The sequence below is a fragment of the Mycobacterium sp. MOTT36Y genome (assembly GCF_000262165.1).
Taxonomy (GTDB): Bacteria; Actinomycetota; Actinomycetes; order Mycobacteriales; family Mycobacteriaceae; genus Mycobacterium; species Mycobacterium intracellulare.
In genome coordinates this window covers 5,366,654-5,386,715 of sequence record NC_017904.1, presented here as the reverse complement: position 1 = coordinate 5,386,715, position 20,062 = coordinate 5,366,654, and the positions used below count along the sequence as shown (strand labels likewise).

The window sequence follows — 20,062 nt, the reverse complement described above, 5'->3', positions numbered from 1 at the left end:
CCTTTACAAATTTCGCCAGAAGTGTCACGCTGTGCGGTGAGTCGCTTCACCCGACGCGTGCAGCGGCTCCAGCCCTTGAGAAAGCCGTGACAAGCGCGTGAGGCCCGCCAACGGAGTCGTTGGGGCCGTGGTGAGGAATGGATCGATGGTCGCTCCAACGTTCGACATCAGCAAGACCGACGCCGCCCGAGCAACCCAGGCCAACGCCGACGGCCTGCGCTATCGACTGGACGTCGTCGCCGCCAGCGCCGTCGACGTCGTCCAATCGGCCGGGGGGTGGCTCTACGACCGGGCGATGGCCGGCTGGGAGGTGACCGTGCTGCTCCCGCAGGGCCGCGACACCCGAGCGCTGCGGATCCTGGGGGTGCGGGCGTCCGACCTCGAGCCGTCCCTGGGCGCGCTGGGGGCGGGCTCGACCAGCCTGGCCGTCAGCGCCGACGCGTTCACCGCCGACGCGCGGGTGCGCGACGCGGTGCTCGAGTCGCTGGACAACCGGCTGACGGAGGTCGCGTTGTGGGGCGACGGGTGGCCGCTGGGAGTGCAGCGTGCCACGACCCGCGCCCAGCACCTGCTCAGCGGGGCGGCGCGCATGTTCAAGGGCTATGCGCTTGCGGCAGAGGGTATTTCGGACGCCACGGTCGCCCCGACCGAGACGCTGCTGTGCGACGTGGGTTCGGGGGCCGACTCCGAGCTGATCCGGCTCGACTAGGCCATGAAGAAGTACTACAAACACGCGCTGCTCTACCTGCACGAGACGATCTCGCTGGGATCCGGGCGCAGCGACCGGTTCACCGAGGTCTTCGCCGACACCTACCAGCCGATGATGGAACAACTCGGCGCCCGGCTGTTCGCGATCTGGGAATCCACCCCGTACAACGGCCACTGGCCACAGGTGACCGTCATCTGGGAGATCGACGGGTTCTCCGACTACGCCAGGATCGGCGCCGCCCAGGCCCGCGGCGGCAGTCACGAGGCCGCCGCCGGCAAATGGTCGGCGTTCCTGGCCGACCTCGGCGCCTCGGGCGAGGGCCGCATCATGTACGCCGGCCCCAGTAACAGGACGCTCGCCCAGCTGCGCGAGGCCAATTTCACTGCGCCGCTGGTGATCCAGGAGATCATGCAGACCAAGCCCGGCCGGCAGGACGACTACATCCGGGAGCTCGAGCGGCTCTACGTGCCGTGGTCGGAACGCACCGGAAAACGCTGGCTCGGTTCGTTCACGACGACCTTCCGCTTCAACGAGGTCATCCACTACTGGGCGCTGGACGGGGGATGGGACTGCTTCGCCGAGCACTACCCGTCGTGGAAGGAGAGCCCACCCGCCGAGATCGTCACCTGGATGAGCGTGGCCCCCGCGTTGCGGGACGGGTGGGAAGATTCCATCCTGGCTGCCCTACCGCCCTCACCCCTGCAGTGACCGAGCGCCAAGGACCCATGGACCAGACCGACTTCAGCTACGACCCCTTCGACGCTGCGGTGATGGCAAACCCCTTGCCGTACTACCGAATCCTGCGCGACCACCACCCGGTGTATTACATGCCGCAGTGGGACACCTTCGCGCTGTCGCGTTTCGAGGACATCTGGAAGGTGCTGGAAGTCAACAACGGCACGTTCGTCGCCTCGGAGGGCACGCTGCCGGCGGCATCGGTTCTGGCCCAACACAACTCCGGACCGGTCGACGACCCGCCGCTGCACCCGCTTCCGTTCCACGCCATGTTCGACGCCGACCTGTACGGCGAGATCCGGCGCACGCACTCCCGGCCGTTTCGGCCGCGTTCGGTCACCGACCTCGAGGGCAGGATCCGCGAGCTGGCCAACGAACGCCTCGACCTGCTGTTGCCGCGCGGCTCGTTCGACCTGACCCAGGACTACGGTGGCGTCGTGGTGGCCGCGATCGTCTGCGAACTCCTGGGCATTCCCACCGATCTCGCGCCGCAGGTCCTCGCCGCGGTCAACGCCGGCAGCCTCGCCCAGCCGGGTGTCGGCGTGGACACCGGGCAGGCGCGCCCGAACTATTTCGAGTTCCTGCTGCCCGCGGTCGCGCGCCGCCGCGCCGACCGGTCCGGGCCGCCGCTGGACGTGGTCGACGGCCTGCTCGGCTACCACCTGCCCGACGGCAGCGCGCTGGACGACATGGAAGTCGCCACCCAGATGCTGTGCATCTTCATCGGCGGGACCGAGACGGTCCCCAAGATCGTCGCCCACGGGCTGTGGGAGCTCAGCCGGCGGCCCGACCAGTTGGCCGCCGTGCGCGCCGATCCCGAAGGCAACGTGCCCGTCGCCCGCGAGGAGATGATCCGATACTGCGCGCCCGCGCAGTGGTTCGCGCGAACGGCGCGCAAGCCCTTCGACATTCACGGTCAGACCATCAATCCCGGCCAGCGCGTCATCACCCTGCTCGCCTCGGCCAGCCGCGACGAGCGGGAATACCCCGAGCCCGACGAGTTCATCTGGGACCGGCCCATCCGCCGCTCGCTGGCGTTCGGCCGCGGCCAGCACTTCTGCATCGGCTACCACCTGGCCAGGCTGGAAATCGATGTGCTGCTTGCCGAATGGCTGCGTCGGGTGCCCGACTACGCGATCCAGGACCAAGCCGCCACCCGGTTGCCGTCCAGCTTCCAATGGGGCTGGAACAACATCCCGGTGGAGGTCTGAGGTGTGGTCCTACCGGCTCATCGCCCCGTATCTGTTCGAGCGGACGACGATCGCGGACGCAACACCTGAGTCCCTGACCGACGGGCAGGTGCTGCTGCGGTTCCTGGCGGCCGGCGTCTGCGGCAGCGATCTGCCCGCGTTTCGCGGCGCCAAGGGCCGAATCCCGGGCGACGACGGCCGCAGCGGACCCGAGAAGGACGGCTTCCCCATCCACGAGGTCGCCGGCGAGGTGATCGCCAGCCGCCACCCCGCGCACCGCCCGGGGGACCTCGTCGTCGGCTGGGCCTCCGGGTTCGACGGCATGATGGAACGCATCGTCACCGACGGTGACGGTTTGGCGCCCTACGATCCGGCGCTGACGCCGGCGCAGGCCATCGGCCTGCAACCGCTGGCCTGTGTGCTCTACGCCTGCGAGCAGCTCGGCGATCTGGCCGGGCGGCGCGTCGCGATCATCGGCCAGGGATCGATCGGCCTGCTGTTCTCCTACGTCGCCAAGGCGGCCGGTGCGCGCCGCGTCACCGGGGTCGACCCGATCGACCGCCGCGATGTGGCAAGGGCATTCGGCGTCGACGAACCGGTGCGTGCCACCAGCGACCGCTGGGCGAGTCAGCTGGCACCCGGGGACCGCGCCGACGTCGTCATCGAGGCGGTCGGTCACCAGGTGGCCACGCTCACGCACGCCATCGACGCCACCGCCCCCGGCGGCACCGTCTTCTACTTCGGTGTCGCCGACGACGAGATGTATCCCATCAGCATGCGGGCCATGCTGCGCAACAACCTGACGCTGAAATCCGGTGTGACGCTTGACCGTCGGCGGATGCTGGAGCTCGCGAGCAAGTTCGCCGCCGAGCATCCCTGGCTGCTCGGCGCGTACCTCACCCACACGTTCGGCGTCGAGCAGGTGCAGGACGCGTTCGAGCTGGCCAGCCGACCGGTGACCGAGCGCATCAAGATCGCGATCGCCGGGTGAGGGGCCGACCGTGACCGACGCTTCGCCGGGCAATCTGCAACTGGCGCTCAGCAGCAAGCCCGCCATCTTCGGCGGCTGGGTCACCGGCCCCAGCTGGCTGGGACCCGAGGAATTCGCCCGCGCCGGTTACGACTACGTCGGATTCGATGCCCAGCACGGCTATCTCGACGACGCCGGCGTCGCCCGCATGCTGCGCCGCACCGAACACCTGCCGCTGGGCACCGTCGTGCGCCTGCCCAACGCCGACGCCGCACCGATCGGGCGGGTGGCCGACGCCGGGGCCGACGCCGTCGTCATCGCAATGATCGAATCGGCCGACGAGGCCGCCGCGGCCGTGGCCGCCACCCGCTACCCGCCGGCGGGCGTGCGCAGCTTCGGACCGCTGCGCGCCAGCCTGGGGCACGACCCCGCCGCCCACGAATCCCGGATCGGCGTGTTCGCGATGATCGAGACCGCGGCGGCGCTGGCGGACATCCGCGAGATCTGCGCGGTCGACGGCCTGACCGGAATCTACGTCGGCCCGGCCGACCTCGCCATCTCGATGGGCGCCGGCGTCCTCGGGGCGACCCGGCATCCCGAGGTCCTCGACGCGATCACGCGCATCCACCGGGCGGCATCGGATGCGGGGCTGGTTACCGGCATTCACGCCGGGGACGGCATGACGGGCCAGGCCATGGCGCGGCTGGGTTTTCGCATGATCACCCTGGCCGCCGAGTCGCAGGCACTGCGCCGCGGGGCCGCCGAACACCTGCGTGAGGCGACGCAATGACCGGCCGCCCGCCGGACGACGAGGCAGCGATCCGCGATTTGATCGCCGGCTACGCGCTCGCCCTCGACGCCGGTGACGTCGACGGTTGCGTCCGGCTGTTCGCCCCCGACGGCGAATTCCTGGTGTACGGCCGGACTTTCGCGGGCCATGACGGGATCGCCGACATGTTCCGCGCCGCGGCGCGCGGCCTGCATCTGACCGGCGTCTCGCGGGTCGCGGTGGACGGGGAGCGCGCCACCGCCCGATCGCAGGTGCTGTTCGTCCGGGCCGGCGACCTCCAGCTGCGGCCCGCCCTCTACGACGACGAGCTGACCCGCGTGGACGGCCGGTGGCGCTTCGCGCGGCGCCGGTGCAGCTTCGTCACCAGCGGCGGGCTGGCCGACAGCCCCGAGGGCGCGCCGGCATGAACCCACGTGTCGCACTCGTGACCGGCGCGGCCGGCGGGCAGGGCCGGGCCATCGCCGAACGCCTACGCGCCAAGGGGTTTTCGGTGGCCGCCTGCGATCGGCGGGCCGACGAACTCGCCACCGCGGTGCGCCAATCGGGCGACGAGGAACTGATCGCGGTGGAGCTCGACGTCACCTCGGAGCAGCAATGGGACTCGGCCGTCGCACACGTCGTCGACCGCTTCGGGGCGCTGAGCACGCTGGTCAACTGCGCCGGCGTGCTGCACCGCGCGTCGTTGACCGAGGAGACCGCCGAAGGATTCGAAAACACGTGGCGGGTCAACTGTCTGGGCGCGTTCCTCGGCATGCGCGCCGCGCTCGAACACCTGCGCGCGGCGCCGGACGCCTCCATCGTCAACATCTGCAGCACCGGCGCGATCCGCCCGTTCCCCCAGCACGGCGCCTACGGCTCGTCGAAGTGGGCGCTGCGCGGCCTCACCCAGACCGCCGCCGCCGAACTCGCGCCCTCCGGCATCCGGGTCAACGCCGTGTTCCCCGGGCCGATCGCCACCACGATGCTCGACGAGACCACCCAAGCCCGGCTCGCCGCGGCATCGATGTTCGGGCGGATAGGCCGCGCCGACGAAGTCGCCGACGCCGTGGCGTTCCTGGTCTCCGGCGAGGCGTCATTCATCACCGGCTCCGAACTCATCATCGACGGTGGTCAATGCCTGCAGATCCGATGACCGACCTGTCCATCGGCATGATCGGCGCCGGCCCGGGCGGTCTGGCGCTGGGAATCATGCTGTCACGCGCCGGGTTTCGTGACTTCACCATCTTCGACCGCGAGGACGGCGTCGGGGGCACGTGGCGGATCAACACCTATCCGGGACTGGCGTGCGACGTCAAGTCGCACCTCTACTCGTTCTCGTTCGACCTGAACGCCCACTGGTCACGGCTGTGGTCGGGCCAACCCGAAATCCTGGACTACTTCCAGCGCAGCGCCGACAAGCACGGCCTGGGGCCGCACCTGAAACTGCGCACCGAAATCCGCTCCGCGCACTGGGATTCGGACACCCAGCGATGGTGCCTGACCACCGCGACCGGCGAACAGCACCACTTCAACGTCGTCGTCTCGGCCGTGGGCCTGTTCACCCGGCCGCTGATGCCCGACCTCGTCGAGGAAGAGCCCTTCACCGGAACGGTGATGCACTCGTCGCGCTGGGACCACTCGATCCCGCTGGAAGGCAAGAAGATTGCGGTGCTCGGCACCGGATCGACGGCTTCCCAGCTGATCCCCGAATTGGCCAAAGTGGCCGGCACGGTGTATTCGGTGCAACGATCACCCACCTGGATACTGCCCAAGCCCGACCGGCACTACACCCGGGGGGAGCGCTGGGCCTTCGCGCACCTCCCGTTCGCCAAAAAGGTCTACCGCACCCGGCTGTGGCTGCGCAGCGAATCCAACATCGCGGTGATCGAGCACGGCAGCGAAAAGACCGAGCAATTCACCGCCCTCGCCCTGCGGCTGCTCGAAAACACGGTCGACGACGAGGAATTGCGCCGCAAGCTCACACCGGACCACCCGATGGGCTGCAAGCGGCTGGTGTTCTCGTCGGACTACCTGCCCGCGCTGACCCGCCCCAACGTCGAGGTGCTGACCAGCCCGGCGCGCTCCCTGCGTGCCCGGTCCCTGGTCACCGAAGACGGCACCGAACGCGAGGTCGACCTGGTGGTGTGCGCCACCGGCTACGCCGCCGCCGACTATCTCGGGGAGCTGGACGTTTCCGGCGAACACGGAATCACGCTGCGGCAGGTCTGGCGCGACGGCGCGCACGCCTACCTCGGCATGGCCGTGCCGGATTTCCCCAATTTCTTCATGCTGTACGGGCCGAACACCAACGTCGGCTCGAACAGCGTCATCTTCATCCTCGAAGCCCAGGCGCGCTACATCGTGCGGGCGCTGCGGCACCTTCGCCGCCACCGCAAACGCTACGTCGCGGTGCGTGCCTCGGCGCTGGCCGAGTTCGTCGCCAAGATCGACCGCTGGATGGTGGGCACCGTCTGGAACACCCAGTGCAGCAACTACTTTCGCGCCCCCAACGGGCGCGTGGTCACCCAGTGGCCGCGCAGCGCCCGAACCTTCTGGGGGATGACGCGCAGGTTCAGGCCCGCCGACTTCCGTTTCGAACCGCCCGCCACCTCCGCCTCGCCCCCGGTCGCCGTGCCCGAGCGGGGAACTCGATGACGGAGCTCGACGGCGCCGACCGCCTCGATCCGGCGCTGCGCGCACTCGCGACCACCCGAACGGACTTCTCGGCCGCCGCGATCCAGCTGACGCGTGGACCGTTCAACGAACGCCGCCGCATCACCGCCGAGCAGACCGACGTCTGTGACGTCCGGATCGACGAGGACAACGCGGCCGGCGTCGGGGTGCGCATCTACCGCGGTGGCTCGGCCCCGGCGCCCGCCGTCGTGTATTGCCACGCCGGCGGTTTCGCGCTGGGCAACCTGGACACCGATCACCGCCAGTGCGTGGAGCTCGCCCGCCGCGGGCGTTGCACGGTGGTGTCGGTGGACTACCGGCTGGCTCCGGAGCACCCCTATCCGGCCGCGCTCGACGACGCGAGCGCCGTGCTGCGCTGGGCCATCGACGACGCGGCGTCGCTCGGCGTGGACCCGGCGCGGGTGGCCGTCGCGGGCAGCAGCGCCGGCGCCGCCCTGGCCGCATGCCTGGCGCAGCGCGCCGCCGACGGATCCTTGCCGCCGGTGGTGTTCCAGCTGCTGCACCAGCCGGTGCTCGACGACCGGCCCACCGGATCGAAGTCGGAGTTCCGCACCAGTCCCGCCTTCGACGGCGAGGGCGCCGAGCTGATGTGGCGCCACTACCTCGACCCAACGGCCGCGCCGGAGGCCGCGGTGCCCGCACGGCGACCCGAATTCGCCGGGCTGGCACCGGCTTTGATCACCTGCGCGGAGATCGATCCCTTCCGCGACGAGGCCATCGACTATGCGCTGCGGCTGCTGCGCGCCGGGATCTCGGCGGAGCTGCACGTGTTTGCGCGCGCCTGCCATGGATTCGACTCACTGCTGCCGGAATGGCCGGGCTCGCAACGCCTGTTCGCGCTGCAAGGCGAGGCGCTGGCCGGCGCGCTGCACGGCGACTAGGCGTCGAATCGGATCAGCTGGCGCACGGCGGTGCCCTCGGCGAGGTGGTCCATCGCCTCGTTGATGTCGTCGAGCGCGATCGTCGACGACACCAGCGATTGCACCGGCAGCCGGCCGGAACGCCACAGCTCGACGAAGCGCGGAATGTCCCGGCTGGGCACCGCCGAACCGAGGTAGCTGCCGATCAGCGACCGGCCCTCGGCCACAAAACCCAACGGCGACACCGTGATCCGGGCGTCCGGCGGGGGCAAGCCGACGGTGATGGTGCGCCCGCCCGGCGCGGTCAAGGCGATCGCGGTCTCGAGCGCGGCGGGGTGGCCGACGGCCTCGACGACAACGGCCGCCTTCACCCGCGCGTCCTCGGCCTGCTGCGGCGTGTACGCCTCGTGGGCGCCCAGGGCGCGGGCGGCGGCCAACTTGTCGGGCAACTGGTCGACGGCGACGACGCGCACGTCGTCATAGGTGAGGGCGGTGAGCAGCGCCGCCATCCCGACGCCGCCCAGCCCGACCACGGCGACCGTCTGGCCCGGCCGCGGCTGCCCCACGTTGAGCACCGCGCCGCCGCCGGTGAGCACCGCGCACCCCAACAGCGCGGCGACATCGGCGGGCACGTCGGGCGGCACCGCGACCGCGCTGGCCCGATTGACGACCGCGTGCGTCGCGAAACCCGAGACCCCGAGGTGGTGATACACCGGTTGGCCGGCCCGGCTGAGCCGAATGTCACCGCCCAGCAGGGTGCCGGCGCCGTTGGCGGCGCTGCCCGGCTCGCACGGCGTCAGGCCTTCGGTCGCGCACGCCGCGCAATGGCCGCAGCGCGGCAGGAACACCAGCACCACCCGCTGGCCGACGGCCACATCGCCGACACCGTCACCGGCCCGCTCGACGATCCCGGCGGCCTCGTGGCCGAGCAGCATCGGCACCGGGCGCACCCGGTTGCCGTCGACCACCGACAGGTCGGAGTGGCAGAGGCCGGCCGCCTCGATGCGGACCAGCACCTCGTCGCGACCCGGCGGCGCGAGGTCGACGTCGGCGACACTGATGGGCCGCGACCGCGCGTAGGGCCGGGGCGCCCCGATGTGCTCCAGTACCGCGCCCCGAATTCCGGACATGCTGGAATACAACCATGGCGTCGGCTCCAGTAGTTCCCCCCGCCCCGGACGGGTTGACCAGCAACGACTTCCCGGTGCTGTGGCCCGTCGGGACGCGATGGGCCGACAACGACATGTTCGGCCACCTCAACAACGCCGTCTACTACCAGTTGTTCGACACCGCGATCAACGCCTGGATCAACACCGCCACCGGGCTGGACCCGATCACCACGCCGGCGCTGGGCATCGTCGCCGAGTCGGGTTGCCGCTACTTCTCCGAACTGCATTTCCCCCAGGACCTCACGGTGGGCTTGGCCGTGACCCGGCTGGGCCGCAGCAGCGTCACCTACCGGCTGGGCGTGTTCGAGTCCGGTGACGGCGACCCGCGGCCGATCACCGCGCTGGGGCACTGGGTGCACGTCTACGTCGACCGGGCCACGCGCAAGTCCGTCCCGATTCCCGACCCCGTCCGGACCCTGCTGTCGACGGCCAGCGTCCGCGAATCGGCCTAGCTCCGGCCCAGATACCGCCCTGCGCTGGGGTTTTCGCTCACCCCGATATGCTGCGCGCATGCCAGTGTTGAGCAAGACCGTCGAGATCGGCGCCGACGCCGGGTTGATCATGAAGATCGTCGGCGACTTCGAGGCTTACCCGCAGTGGAACGAGGAGATCAAGGGTCTCTGGGTGCTCGCCCGCTATGACGACGGGCGGCCCAGCCAGCTGCGGCTCGACACCGATTACCAGGGCATGCAAAGCATGTTCATCCAGGCCGTGTACTACCCGGGGGAAAACCAGATCCAGACCGTCCTGCAGCAGGGCGACCTGTTCACCAAGCAGGAGCAGCTCTTCTCGGTGGTGGCGATGGGCGCTTCCAGCCTGCTGACCGTGGACCTGGACGTCGAGACCTCGATGCCGGTCCCGGCGCCCATGGTCAAGCAGCTCCTCAACAACGTCCTCGACCACCTCGCCGAGAGCCTCAAGCAGCGCGCCGAGCAGCTGGCCGCGACCTAGCCACCGCGACAGCCAGTTCTCGCCGCGAGCGTAAACCCACTGCGCAATGGCGGCCCCGAATTCGCGGTGTGCTTACGCTCGCGACCGTCAGGAAGCGCTGAGCCCGGTTCGGTCGCGCATCTCGGTCAGCCGGGCCGCCGCGTCGGTGAACTGCCACACGGTGTGCTCGATCACCGCCGCGGTGTCGCGGTGGCGCAGCGCGGCGATCAGCTTCCGGTGGTTGTCGACGGCGGCCTTGCCCCAATGCGGATCGGCGGCGTACACCAGCACCGGCATATAGCGGGCGGCGTTGAGCAGGAACCACGCCAGCTTGATCCGGCCGCTGGCCTGGTTGAAGACCCGGTGAAAGGCGAACTCGATGCCCGCGATGGTCTCGGCGTCGCCGGATCCGACGGCCGCGGCGAGCGAATCGTTGATGCGGTCCAGCTCGTCGATCTCGGCGTCGGTGATGTGGTCGGTGGCCGCGGCGGCCAGCTCCTTGGCGATCGAGGCCTGCAGCCAGAAGATGTCCTCGATGTCCTGGCGGGTAAGCGGCAACACGACGTGGCCGCGGTGCGGCTCCAGCTGCACCATGCCCTCGCCGCGCAACTTCAGCAGGGCTTCGCGCACCGGGGTGACACTGACCCCGAGTTGGGCCGCAGTCTCGTCGAGACGGATGAACGTCCCCGGACGCAGCGTTCCGGACATGATCGACGCCCGGAGATGGCCCGCGACCTCATCGGACAGCTGAGCCCGCCGCAGCGGCCGCCGGCTCCTCGGCTGCATGGACATCGGTGCGTTCACAGGGTCTGCCAGGACTTTCAGTGACTTGGCGGGACGGGATTCAAGTTTTGACGGACCTTGACGGGCGCTTGTCGAGGACTTGTCAGTGGACCGTCAAAGCCATAGTGTGACCCACACAACACTATGTTTTATCAAATATCAACCTGGCGCAAGCGGTGCGCGAGTGAAGGGAAGTGTCGAGTTTGACCGCGCAATTGGCAGACCATCTGACAGAGCAGCCGTACCTCGCCCGGCGGCAGAACTGGGTGAACCAACTCGAGCGGCACGCGCTGATGCAGCCGAACGCGACCGCGCTGAGGTTCCTGGGCAAGACCCTGACGTGGGGCGAACTGCGCGGCCGGGTGGCGGCGCTGGCCGACGCGCTGAGCCGCCGGGGTGTCGGCTTCGGCGACCGCGTCATGATCCTGATGCTCAACCGCACCGAGTTCGTCGAATCGGTGCTGGCCATCAACATGCTCGGCGCCATCGCCGTGCCGCTGAACTTCCGGCTGACCGCGGCCGAAATCGCCTTCCTGGTCCAGGATTGCGAAGCGCGGGTGATCATCACCGAATCGGTGCTCGCCCCGGTGGCAACCGACGTGCGCGACATCGAGTCGCTGCTCGGCACCATCGTGGTCGCCGGCGGTTCGACCGACGACACCGTGCTCGGTTACGAAGACCTCGTCAACGAGACCGGGGAGTCGCACCAACCCGTCGACATCCCGAACGACTCCCCGGCGCTGATCATGTACACCTCGGGCACCACCGGCCGCCCCAAGGGCGCCGTGCTCACCCACACCAACCTGACCGGCCAGACGATGACCGGGCTGTACACCAACGGCGCCGACATCAACAGCGACGTCGGGTTCATCGGGGTGCCGTTCTTCCACATCGCCGGCATCGGCAACTTGCTGACCGGGGTGCTGCTCGGCATCCCCACGGTCATCTACCCGCTCGGCGCGTTCGAGCCCGGGCAGCTCCTCGACGTGCTGGCCGCAGAAAAGGTCACCGGGATTTTTCTGGTTCCCGCGCAGTGGCAGGCGGTCTGCGCCGAGCAACAGGCGCGCCCGCGCGACCTGAAACTGCGGGTGATCTCGTGGGGTGCCGCCCCGGCTCCCGACGCGTTGCTGCGCGAGATGTCGGCGAGGTTCCCCGGCACCCAGATCCTGGCCGCGTTCGGCCAGACGGAGATGTCACCGGTCACCTGCATGCTGCTCGGCGAGGACGCCATCCGTAAGCGCGGCTCGGTCGGCAAGGTGATCCCGACGGTCGCCGCCCGGGTCGTCGACGAGAACATGAACGACGTGCCCATCGGCGAGGTCGGTGAAATCGTTTATCGCGCACCAACTTTGATGAGCGGCTACTGGAACAACCCGGCGGCGACGGCGGAAGCGTTCGCCGGCGGCTGGTTCCACTCGGGCGACCTGGTCCGCATGGACTCCGACGGCTACGTGTGGGTGGTCGACCGCAAGAAGGACATGATCATCTCGGGTGGCGAGAACATCTATTGCGCCGAGGTGGAGAACGTCCTGGCCAGCCACCCGAGCATCGTCGAAGTCGCCGTCATCGGCCGGGCCCACGACAAGTGGGGAGAAGTGCCGATCGCGGTCGCCGCGGTGGCGGGCGAGGGGTTGGCGCTCGACGAGCTGGACGAGTTCCTCACCGAGCGACTGGCGCGCTACAAGCACCCGAAGGCGCTCGAGATCGTCGACGCGCTGCCGCGCAACCCGGCCGGCAAGGTGCTCAAAACTGAGCTGCGGATCCGCTACGGGGCCGCAAAAATCGACTAAATCCATTCTAGGGCAAGAGGTTTTAGGACCAGAAAGGAAATTGGGCAGGGGCTGTAACGTTTGCCAGTCGTTGGCGAAGGGTTAATTGTGCGGATGCGGTTCACACGTGCTTGGCCATCGGGTACATTCCTGTGGTCTCCGTTACTACTTGCCAGTAGGGAGCCGATGGTCACAGACGTTGAGTCGGGGCGAGGAGGGGGCGTGCTATATGTTCCGCCGCGGCGCCGGACGGCGCGCGGTGACGGCCAGAGGGGGCAGCGGTGACTTCGACGTCGACTAGTCGACGGGGCCCCTACCTGGTCGGCTATGTGCGCGATCAACTGCAAACCCCGCTGGAGCTTGTCGGCGGGTTCTTCCGGATGTGCGTGCTCACCGGGAAAGCGCTGTTCCGCTGGCCGTTCCAGTGGCGCGAATTCGTCCTGCAGTGCTGGTTCATCATGCGGGTGGCGTTCCTGCCGACGATCATGGTGTCGATCCCGCTGACGGTGCTGCTGATCTTCACCCTCAACGTTTTGCTGGCGCAGTTCGGCGCCGCCGACCTGTCCGGCGCCGGCGCGGCGATCGGCGCGGTCACCCAGCTCGGCCCGCTCACCACGGTGCTGGTGGTCGCCGGGGCCGGGTCGACGGCGATCTGCGCCGACCTGGGCGCGCGCACCATCCGCGAAGAGATCGACGCGATGGAGGTGCTCGGCATCGACCCGATCCACCGGCTGGTGGTGCCCCGGGTGATCGCCGCGACCCTGGTCGCCACCCTGCTCAACGGCCTGGTGATCACCGTCGGCCTCGTCGGCGGCTACCTGTTCGGCGTCTACCTGCAGAACGTGTCGGGCGGGGCGTACCTGGCCACGCTGACCACCATCACCGGCCTGCCCGAGGTCGTCATCGCGACGGTCAAGGCCGCGGTCTTCGGCCTGATCGCCGGACTGGTCGGCTGCTTCCGTGGGCTGACGGTGCGCGGCGGATCCAAAGGCCTGGGCACCGCCGTCAACGAGACCGTCGTGCTCTGCGTCGTCGCGCTGTATGCGGTCAACGTCGTGCTGACCACGATCGGCGTGCGATTTGGGACGGGGCACTGACATGTCAACGACCACCGTCTTTCGCTCCCGCTTCCCGCGGGCCGCAGAGAATCTCAACCGCTACGGCCTGGCCGCGGCGCGCGGGCTCGACGACATCGGCCAGATGGCGTGGTTCGGCGGGGTGGCCCTGGCGCACATCCCGCACGCGCTGCGCAACTACCGCAAGGAAACCCTGCGTCTGGTCGCCCAGATCGGGATGGGCACCGGCGCCATGGCCGTCATCGGCGGCACCGTCGCCATCGTCGGCTTCGTGACGTTGTCCGGTAGCTCCCTGGTCGCGATCCAGGGGTTCGCCTCCCTGGGCAACATCGGCGTCGAGGCGTTCACCGGATTCTTCGCCGCGCTGATCAACGTGCGCATCGCCGCGCCCGTCGTCACCGGCATCGCGATGGCCGCCACGGTCGGCGCCGGCGCGACGGCCGAGCTGGGCGCGATGCGCATCAGCGAGGAGATCGACGCGCTGGAAGTGATGGGTATCAAGTCGATTTCGTTCCTGGCGACCACCCGGATCATGGCCGGGCTGGTGGTGATCATCCCGCTGTACGCGCTGGCGATGATCATGTCGTTCCTGTCGCCGCAGATCACCACGACCGTGCTCTACGGACAATCCAACGGCACCTACGAGCACTACTTCCGAACGTTCCTGCGCCCCGACGACGTCTTCTGGTCGTTCCTGGAAGCCATCCTTATCACCGCGGTCGTCATGATCACCCACTGCTTCTACGGCTACAACGCCGGCGGCGGGCCGGTCGGCGTGGGCGAGGCCGTCGGCCGATCGATGCGCTTCTCGCTGGTGTCGGTGCAGGTTGTCGTGTTGGCCGCCGCGTTGGCGCTCTATGGCGTCAACCCCAACTTCGCGCTCACGGTGTAGCCATGTCAGCGCCGATCCAGACCAACGCCCCCCGGACCCCGCCGTACAAGTGGGCCGGGTTGGCGGCGCTGGTGATCGCCGCGCTGGTCCTCGGTTTCGTCTACGGCCAGTTCCGCGGCGACTTCACCCCCAAGACCAACCTGACGATGCTGGCGTCGCGGGCCGGTCTGGTGATGGATCCGGGGTCGAAGGTCACCTACAACGGGGTGGAGATCGGGCGGGTCGGCAGCATCGCGGAGACGGTGCGCGACGGCAAGCCGGCGGCGAAGTTCACGCTCGAGGTCTATCCGCGGTATTTGAAGCTGATCCCGTCGAATGTGAATGCCGATATCAAGGCGACGACGGTGTTCGGTGGCAAGTACGTGTCGCTGACGACGCCGGCGCACCCGTCGCCGCAGAAGATCTCGGCGCACACCGTGCTCGACGCGCGTTCGGTGACCACCGAGATCAACACGCTGTTTCAGACGATCACCTCGATCGCGCAGAAGGTCGATCCGGTCAAGCTGAATTTGACGTTGAGCGCGGCGGCGCAGTCGTTGGCCGGGCTGGGGGAGAAGTTCGGGCAGTCGGTGGTGAATGCGAACGCGGTCTTGGATGAGGTGAATCCGCGGATGCCGCAGGCGCGCAAGGACATTCAGCAGTTGGCGGCGCTGGGCGACACCTATGCGGACGCCTCGCCGGATCTATTCGACTTCTTGAACAACGCGGTGGTCACCTCGCGCACGATCAACGCGCAGCAAAAGGATTTGGATCAGGCGTTGTTGTCGGCGGCCGGGTTCGGCAACACCGGGGCCGAGCTGTTCACCAAGGGCGGCCCGTATCTGGCGCGCGGGGCCGCCGATCTGGTGCCCACGGCCCAGCTGCTCGACACCTACAGCCCCGAACTGTTCTGCGCGGTCCGCAATTACCACGACATCGAGCCCAAGGCCGCCTCGTTCCTGGGCGGCAACGGCTACTCGCTCAACAGCCACACCCAGGCCCTGTCCGGGCTGGGCCTGATCGCCAACCCGCTGTCGTTGGTCGCCGTCGCCGCGCTCACGCTTGGGCTCGGTGCCACGGCAGGTTTGGTCGGCGGCGCGCCCAACCCCTACGTCTGGCCCGAAAACCTGCCGCGGGTGAACGCCCGCGGCGGCCCCGGCGGCGCCCCCGGTTGCTGGCAGCCGCTCACCCACGATCTGTGGCCGGCACCGGAGTTGGTGATGGACTCCGGCAACAGCATCGCGCCGTACAACCACCTGGACACCGGATCGCCGTACGCGATCGAGTATGTCTGGGGCCGCCAGGTAGGGGATAACACGATCAACCCATGAAAATCTCCGGAACCATTACCAGGCTCAGCATCTTCTCGGTGGTGCTGTTGATCTTCACCGTGATGATCTTCGTGGTGTTCGGTCAGATGCGCTTCGACCGCACCAACGGGTATTCGGCGGAATTCAGCAACATCAGCGGCCTGCGGGCGGGCCAGTTCGTCCGCGCTTCCGGCGTCGAGGTCGGCAAGGTCGACAAGGTTGAGCTGGTCGACGGCGGCAAGCGCGCCCGGGTGAAATTCAACGTCGACCGCTCCATCCCGCTGTACCAGTCGACGACCGCCCAGATCCGCTACCTCGACCTGATCGGTAACCGCTACCTGGAGATCAAACGCGGTCAGGGCGAAGGCGCGGACAAGGTCCTGCCGCCCGGCGGGTTCATCCCCTTGTCGCGGACGACGCCGGCGCTCGACCTCGACGCCCTGATCGGCGGTTTCAAGCCACTGTTCCGGGCGCTCGACCCACAGAAGGTCAACACCATCGCGACCGCGCTGATCACCGTGTTCCAGGGCCAGGGCGGCACCATCAACGACATCCTCGACAACACCGCGCAGCTGACCAACCAGCTCGGTGAGCGCGACCAAGCGATCGGGGAGGTCATCAAGAACCTGAACATCGTCTTGGACACCACCGTCCGGCATCGGCAGCAATTCGACCAGACGGTCGACAAGCTCGAGGTGTTGATCACCGGCCTCAAGAACCACAGCGACTCGCAGGCCGCGGGGTTCGCCCACATCAGCAACGCCGCCGGGACGGTCGCCGACCTGCTCGCCGAGGACCGAGCGCTACTGCACAAGACGATCAACTACCTGGACGCCGTTCAGCAGCCACTGATCGACCAGCAAGACCAACTGCAGGACTACCTGAAGAAGGTGCCCACAGCGCTGAACATGATCGGGCGCGCGATCGGCTCCTACGGGGACTTCGTGAACTTCTACGCCTGCGACATCACCCTCAAGATCAACGGTCTGCAGGCCGGCGGCCCGGTCCGCACGGTCCGGTTGTTCCAGCAGCCGACGGGTAGGTGCACGCCGCAATGAGAACACTGGAACCGCCGAACCGGGTCCGCATCGGGCTGATGGGCATCGTCGTGACGGTGCTCGTGATCGGCGTCGGCCAAAGCTTCACCAGCGTCCCGATGTTGTTCGCCAAGCCGAGCTACTACGGCCAGTTCACCGACTCCGGCGGCATCAACACCGGCGACAAAGTGCGTATCGCCGGCCTGGACGTCGGCAAGGTGGAGGGCATCAAGATCGACGGGGACCACATCCGGTTGAAGTTCTCCATCGGCACCAACACGATCGGCACCGAGAGCCGGCTGGCGATCAAGACCGACACCATCCTGGGAAAGAAGATCCTCGACGTCGAGGCCCGCGGCAACCAGCCCCTGCGGCCCGGGGCGAGTTTGCCGCTGGGCCAGAGCACCACGCCGTACCAGATTTACGACGCGTTCTTCGACGTCACCAAGGCCGCCCAGGGCTGGGACATCGATACCGTCAAGCAGTCCCTGCACGTGCTCTCCCAGACCATCGACCAGACCTACCCGCACCTGAGCCCGGCGCTCGAAGGGGTGGCCAAGTTCTCCGACACGATCGGCAAGCGCGACGAGGAGGTCAAGCACCTGCTCGCCCAGGCCAACCAGGTGGCCGGCGTCCTGGGGGATCGCAGCGACCAGATCGACCGGGCCTTGGTCAATGCGAAAACGCTCCTGGCCGCCTTCAACGAGCGCGGCCAGGCCATCAACGCCTTGCTGGCCAACATCGCCGCCTTCTCCGAACAGGTCAAGGGGCTGCTCGACGACAACCCGAACATCAATCACGTGCTCGAGCAATTGCGCACCCTCAGCGACATCCTGGTGCAGCGCAAAGACGACCTCGCCAACGGGCTCACCGAGGTCGGCAAGTTCCTGCCGTCGTTGAACGAGGCCATCGCCTCGGGACCGTTCTTCAAGGTGGTCCTGCACAACCTGGCCCTGTATCAGATTTCGCAGCCGTGGGTCGACGCGGCGTTCAAGAAGCGTGGGATCGACCCGGAGAACTTCTGGCGCAGCGCCGGATTGCCGGCCTACCGGTTCCCCGACCCCAACGGCACCCGGTTCCCCAACGGCGCGCCGCCCCCGGCGCCCCCGGTGCTCGAGGGCACGCCCGATCACCCGGGGCCGGCCGTGCCTCCGGGATCGCCGTGCTCGTACACGCCGGCGGCGGACGGGCTGCCCCGCCCCGACAACCCGCTGCCCTGTGCGGGTGCGGTGTCCGGGCCGTTCGGTGGACCGGGCTTCCCGGCGCCGGTGGACGTGATGACGTCACCCCCGAACCCCGCGGGCCTGCCACCCACGCCCGGCATCAATATCGCGGGCCGGCCGGGCGACCCGCCGCCGGACGTGCCCGGGACACCCGTCCCGTTGCCGACGCAAGCGCCCCCGGGTGCGCGTACCGAGAACCTGGCGCCGGCCGGACCGGTGCCGCCGCCGTCGACGTTCGCGCCGGGGCTACCGCCGGGTCCGCCGGCACCGCCCGGGCCGGGCAACCAGTTGCCGGCGCCGTTCATCAACCCCGGTGGAGCCGGAGGCAGCGGTGTCACGGGAGGTAGCCAGAATTGAGCACCATCTTTGACATCCGCAACATTCGACTCCCGAAGCTGTCCCGGGCGTCGGTGATCATCGGATCACTGGTGATCGTGCTGGCCCTCGTCGTCGGCTACGTCGGCTGGCGGCTCTACGAGAAGCTGACCAACAACACCGTGGTGGCCTACTTCCCGGCGGCCAACGCTTTGTACCCGGGGGACAAGGTCCAGATCATGGGCCTGCGGGTGGGTGCGATCGACAAGATCGAGCCCACCGGCGACAAGATGAAGGTCACCTTCCACTACGAGAACAAATACCGGGTGCCGGCCAACGCGTCGGCGGTGATCCTCAACCCCACCCTGGTGGCGTCGCGCGCCATCCAGCTGGAGCCGCCGTACAAGGGCGGTCCGGTGCTGGCCGATAACGCCGTGATCCCCGAAGAGCGCACCCAGGTTCCGGTCGAATGGGACCAGCTGCGCAACAGCATCACCAACATCATCTCGAAACTGGGTCCCACCGCCGAGCAGCCGAAGGGCCCGTTCGGTGAGGTCATCGAGTCGTTCGCCAACGGGCTGGCCGGCAAGGGCAAGCAGTTCAACACCACGCTGAGCAACCTGTCGCAGGCGTTGACCGCATTGAACGAGGGCCGCGGCGACTTCTTCGCCGTGGTGCGCAGCCTGGCGCTGTTCGTCAACGCGCTGCACCAAGACGACGCGCAGTTCGTCGCGCTCAACCAAAACCTGGCCGATTTCACCACCCGGCTCGCGCACAACGACACCGACCTGTCCAACGCGATCCAGCAGTTCGACAGCCTGCTCACCACCGTGCGCCCCTGGCTCGACAAGAACGCCGGGGTGCTGACCTACGACGTCAACAACCTCGAGACCGCGACGAACGCGTTGCTGCAACCGGATCCGCTGAACGGTTTGGAGACCGCGCTGCACGTCGTGCCGACGGCCGCGGCGAACATCAACCAGATCTATCACCCGTCGCACGGATCGCTGGTCGCCATCACGTCGATCACCAACTTCGCCAACCCGATGCAGTTCATCTGTAGCGCGATCCAGGCCGGCAGCCGGCTTGGCTACCAAGAGTCGGCCGAACTGTGCGCGCAGTACCTGGCGCCGATCCTCGACGCGATCAAGTTCAACTACCCGCCGTTCGGCCTGAACCTGTTCAGCACCGCCGAGACGTTGCCCAAGCAAGTGGCCTACTCCGAGCCGCGCTTGCAGCCGCCCAACGGGTACAAGGACACGACCGTCCCCGGCATCTGGGTGCCCGACACCCCGACCTCGCACCGCAACACCCAGCCGGGCTGGATCGTCGCCCCGGGCATGCAGGGTCAGCAGGTCGGTCCCATCACCGCGGGCCTGATGACGCCGGAGTCGTTGGAAGAGCTGATGGGTGGCCCGAACATCGAACCCGTCCAGTCGAACCTGCAGACCCCGCCGGGTCCGCCGAACGCCTACGACGAGAACCCGATCCTGCCGCCGATGGGACTGAACGCCCCGGTGCCGATCCAGCCGCCGCCGCCCGGGCCGGGCGTGGCCCCGGGTCCCGTGGCGCCGACCCCGGCGCCGGTGTCCGCGCCCGCGCCGAACGCTGGTGGGCCGGCGTCGGCCGCTGACTTCGGGGGTGGCCAGTGA

The 20,062-nt window shown here is 68.4% G+C and carries 20 protein-coding genes; 18 read left to right on the top strand and 2 right to left on the bottom strand.

Features of this window, described 5'->3' with window-relative positions; genetic code table 11:
- Nucleotides 1–145 precede the first annotated feature (145 nt).
- The 9 genes from W7S_RS24665 to W7S_RS24625 are packed head-to-tail and all read left to right on the top strand — an operon-like array spanning nucleotide 146 to nucleotide 7,948.
- The gene (locus tag W7S_RS24665) at nucleotides 146–709 is read left to right on the top strand and encodes a hypothetical protein (protein ID WP_009955720.1); all 564 of its coding nucleotides are present in this window, start codon (nucleotides 146–148) and stop codon (nucleotides 707–709) included.
- 3 nt (nucleotides 710–712) lie between these two features.
- On the top strand, nucleotides 713–1,417 hold the full coding sequence (locus W7S_RS24660; RefSeq protein ID WP_014712530.1) for a hypothetical protein: 705 nt from the start codon (nucleotides 713–715) through the stop codon (nucleotides 1,415–1,417).
- A gap of 17 nt (nucleotides 1,418–1,434) precedes the next feature.
- The gene (locus W7S_RS24655; protein WP_014712529.1) at nucleotides 1,435–2,655 is read left to right on the top strand and encodes a cytochrome P450; all 1,221 of its coding nucleotides are present in this window, start codon (nucleotides 1,435–1,437) and stop codon (nucleotides 2,653–2,655) included.
- Nucleotide 2,656: 1 nt separating this feature from the next.
- A complete protein-coding gene (locus tag W7S_RS24650) occupies nucleotides 2,657–3,625 on the top strand; it encodes a zinc-binding dehydrogenase (RefSeq protein WP_014712528.1) in 969 nt (322 codons plus the stop codon).
- A 10-nt stretch (nucleotides 3,626–3,635) separates the two neighbouring features.
- Complete coding sequence (locus W7S_RS24645; protein WP_014712527.1) at nucleotides 3,636–4,394, top strand: HpcH/HpaI aldolase/citrate lyase family protein; 759 nt, start codon at nucleotides 3,636–3,638, stop codon at nucleotides 4,392–4,394.
- On the top strand, nucleotides 4,391–4,801 hold the full coding sequence (locus tag W7S_RS24640) for a nuclear transport factor 2 family protein (protein ID WP_014712526.1): 411 nt from the start codon (nucleotides 4,391–4,393) through the stop codon (nucleotides 4,799–4,801). The genes W7S_RS24645 and W7S_RS24640 overlap by 4 nt, the downstream gene beginning before the upstream one ends.
- Nucleotides 4,798–5,526 carry an SDR family NAD(P)-dependent oxidoreductase gene (locus W7S_RS24635; RefSeq protein ID WP_036454155.1) on the top strand — a complete coding sequence of 243 codons (729 nt, stop codon included), beginning with the start codon at nucleotides 4,798–4,800 and terminating at the stop codon, nucleotides 5,524–5,526. The genes W7S_RS24640 and W7S_RS24635 overlap by 4 nt, the downstream gene beginning before the upstream one ends.
- Entirely contained in the window at nucleotides 5,508–7,028 is a 1,521-nt protein-coding gene (locus tag W7S_RS24630; protein WP_085976466.1) for an NAD(P)/FAD-dependent oxidoreductase, read from the top strand. Before W7S_RS24635 ends, W7S_RS24630 begins: the two co-directional genes overlap by 19 nt.
- Nucleotides 7,025–7,948 (top strand): alpha/beta hydrolase, encoded by a 924-nt coding sequence (locus W7S_RS24625; protein ID WP_008261984.1) that lies wholly within the window; start codon nucleotides 7,025–7,027, stop codon nucleotides 7,946–7,948. The genes W7S_RS24630 and W7S_RS24625 overlap by 4 nt, the downstream gene beginning before the upstream one ends.
- Here W7S_RS24625 and W7S_RS24620 read toward each other — a convergent pair.
- The gene (locus W7S_RS24620; protein WP_008261981.1) at nucleotides 7,945–9,057 is read right to left on the bottom strand and encodes an alcohol dehydrogenase catalytic domain-containing protein; all 1,113 of its coding nucleotides are present in this window, start codon (nucleotides 9,055–9,057) and stop codon (nucleotides 7,945–7,947) included. The genes W7S_RS24625 and W7S_RS24620 overlap by 4 nt on opposite strands.
- Before the next feature lie 14 nt (nucleotides 9,058–9,071).
- Here W7S_RS24620 and W7S_RS24615 point away from each other — a divergent pair, with 14 nt between their 5' ends.
- Together W7S_RS24615 and W7S_RS24610 are read left to right on the top strand one after the other, a co-directional pair.
- Nucleotides 9,072–9,548, top strand: a complete 477-nt coding sequence (locus tag W7S_RS24615) for a thioesterase family protein (RefSeq protein WP_050989401.1) — start codon at nucleotides 9,072–9,074, stop codon at nucleotides 9,546–9,548.
- Between the two features lie 58 nt (nucleotides 9,549–9,606).
- On the top strand, nucleotides 9,607–10,047 hold the full coding sequence (locus W7S_RS24610; RefSeq protein ID WP_008261971.1) for an SRPBCC family protein: 441 nt from the start codon (nucleotides 9,607–9,609) through the stop codon (nucleotides 10,045–10,047).
- An 87-nt stretch (nucleotides 10,048–10,134) separates the two neighbouring features.
- Here the strand turns inward: W7S_RS24610 and W7S_RS24605 are convergent, their stop codons facing one another.
- Nucleotides 10,135–10,818, bottom strand: coding sequence for a GntR family transcriptional regulator (locus W7S_RS24605; RefSeq protein ID WP_014712523.1), 684 nt, complete (start codon nucleotides 10,816–10,818; stop codon nucleotides 10,135–10,137).
- Between the two features lie 194 nt (nucleotides 10,819–11,012).
- On the opposite strand from W7S_RS24605, the gene fadD5 reads away from it, so the two are divergent.
- The 7 genes from fadD5 to W7S_RS24570 all read left to right on the top strand — a co-directional run bounded on the left by fadD5 (nucleotide 11,013) and on the right by W7S_RS24570 (nucleotide 20,062).
- Complete coding sequence (gene fadD5, locus W7S_RS24600; RefSeq protein WP_008261967.1) at nucleotides 11,013–12,599, top strand: fatty-acid--CoA ligase FadD5; 1,587 nt, start codon at nucleotides 11,013–11,015, stop codon at nucleotides 12,597–12,599.
- Between the two features lie 260 nt (nucleotides 12,600–12,859).
- Nucleotides 12,860–13,675, top strand: coding sequence for an ABC transporter permease (locus W7S_RS24595; protein WP_014381458.1), 816 nt, complete (start codon nucleotides 12,860–12,862; stop codon nucleotides 13,673–13,675).
- Nucleotide 13,676: 1 nt separating this feature from the next.
- A complete protein-coding gene (locus W7S_RS24590) occupies nucleotides 13,677–14,546 on the top strand; it encodes an ABC transporter permease (RefSeq protein WP_008261964.1) in 870 nt (289 codons plus the stop codon).
- Between the two features lie 2 nt (nucleotides 14,547–14,548).
- Nucleotides 14,549–15,856: an MCE family protein gene (locus W7S_RS24585; RefSeq protein ID WP_008261963.1), complete on the top strand. Its 1,308-nt coding sequence runs from the start codon at nucleotides 14,549–14,551 to the stop codon at nucleotides 15,854–15,856.
- Nucleotides 15,853–16,893, top strand: a complete 1,041-nt coding sequence (locus tag W7S_RS24580; RefSeq protein ID WP_008261962.1) for a virulence factor Mce family protein — start codon at nucleotides 15,853–15,855, stop codon at nucleotides 16,891–16,893. Before W7S_RS24585 ends, W7S_RS24580 begins: the two co-directional genes overlap by 4 nt.
- Nucleotides 16,890–18,452, top strand: coding sequence for a virulence factor Mce family protein (locus tag W7S_RS24575; protein WP_008261961.1), 1,563 nt, complete (start codon nucleotides 16,890–16,892; stop codon nucleotides 18,450–18,452). The genes W7S_RS24580 and W7S_RS24575 overlap by 4 nt, the downstream gene beginning before the upstream one ends.
- Entirely contained in the window at nucleotides 18,449–20,062 is a 1,614-nt protein-coding gene (locus W7S_RS24570) for a virulence factor Mce family protein (protein WP_008261960.1), read from the top strand. Before W7S_RS24575 ends, W7S_RS24570 begins: the two co-directional genes overlap by 4 nt.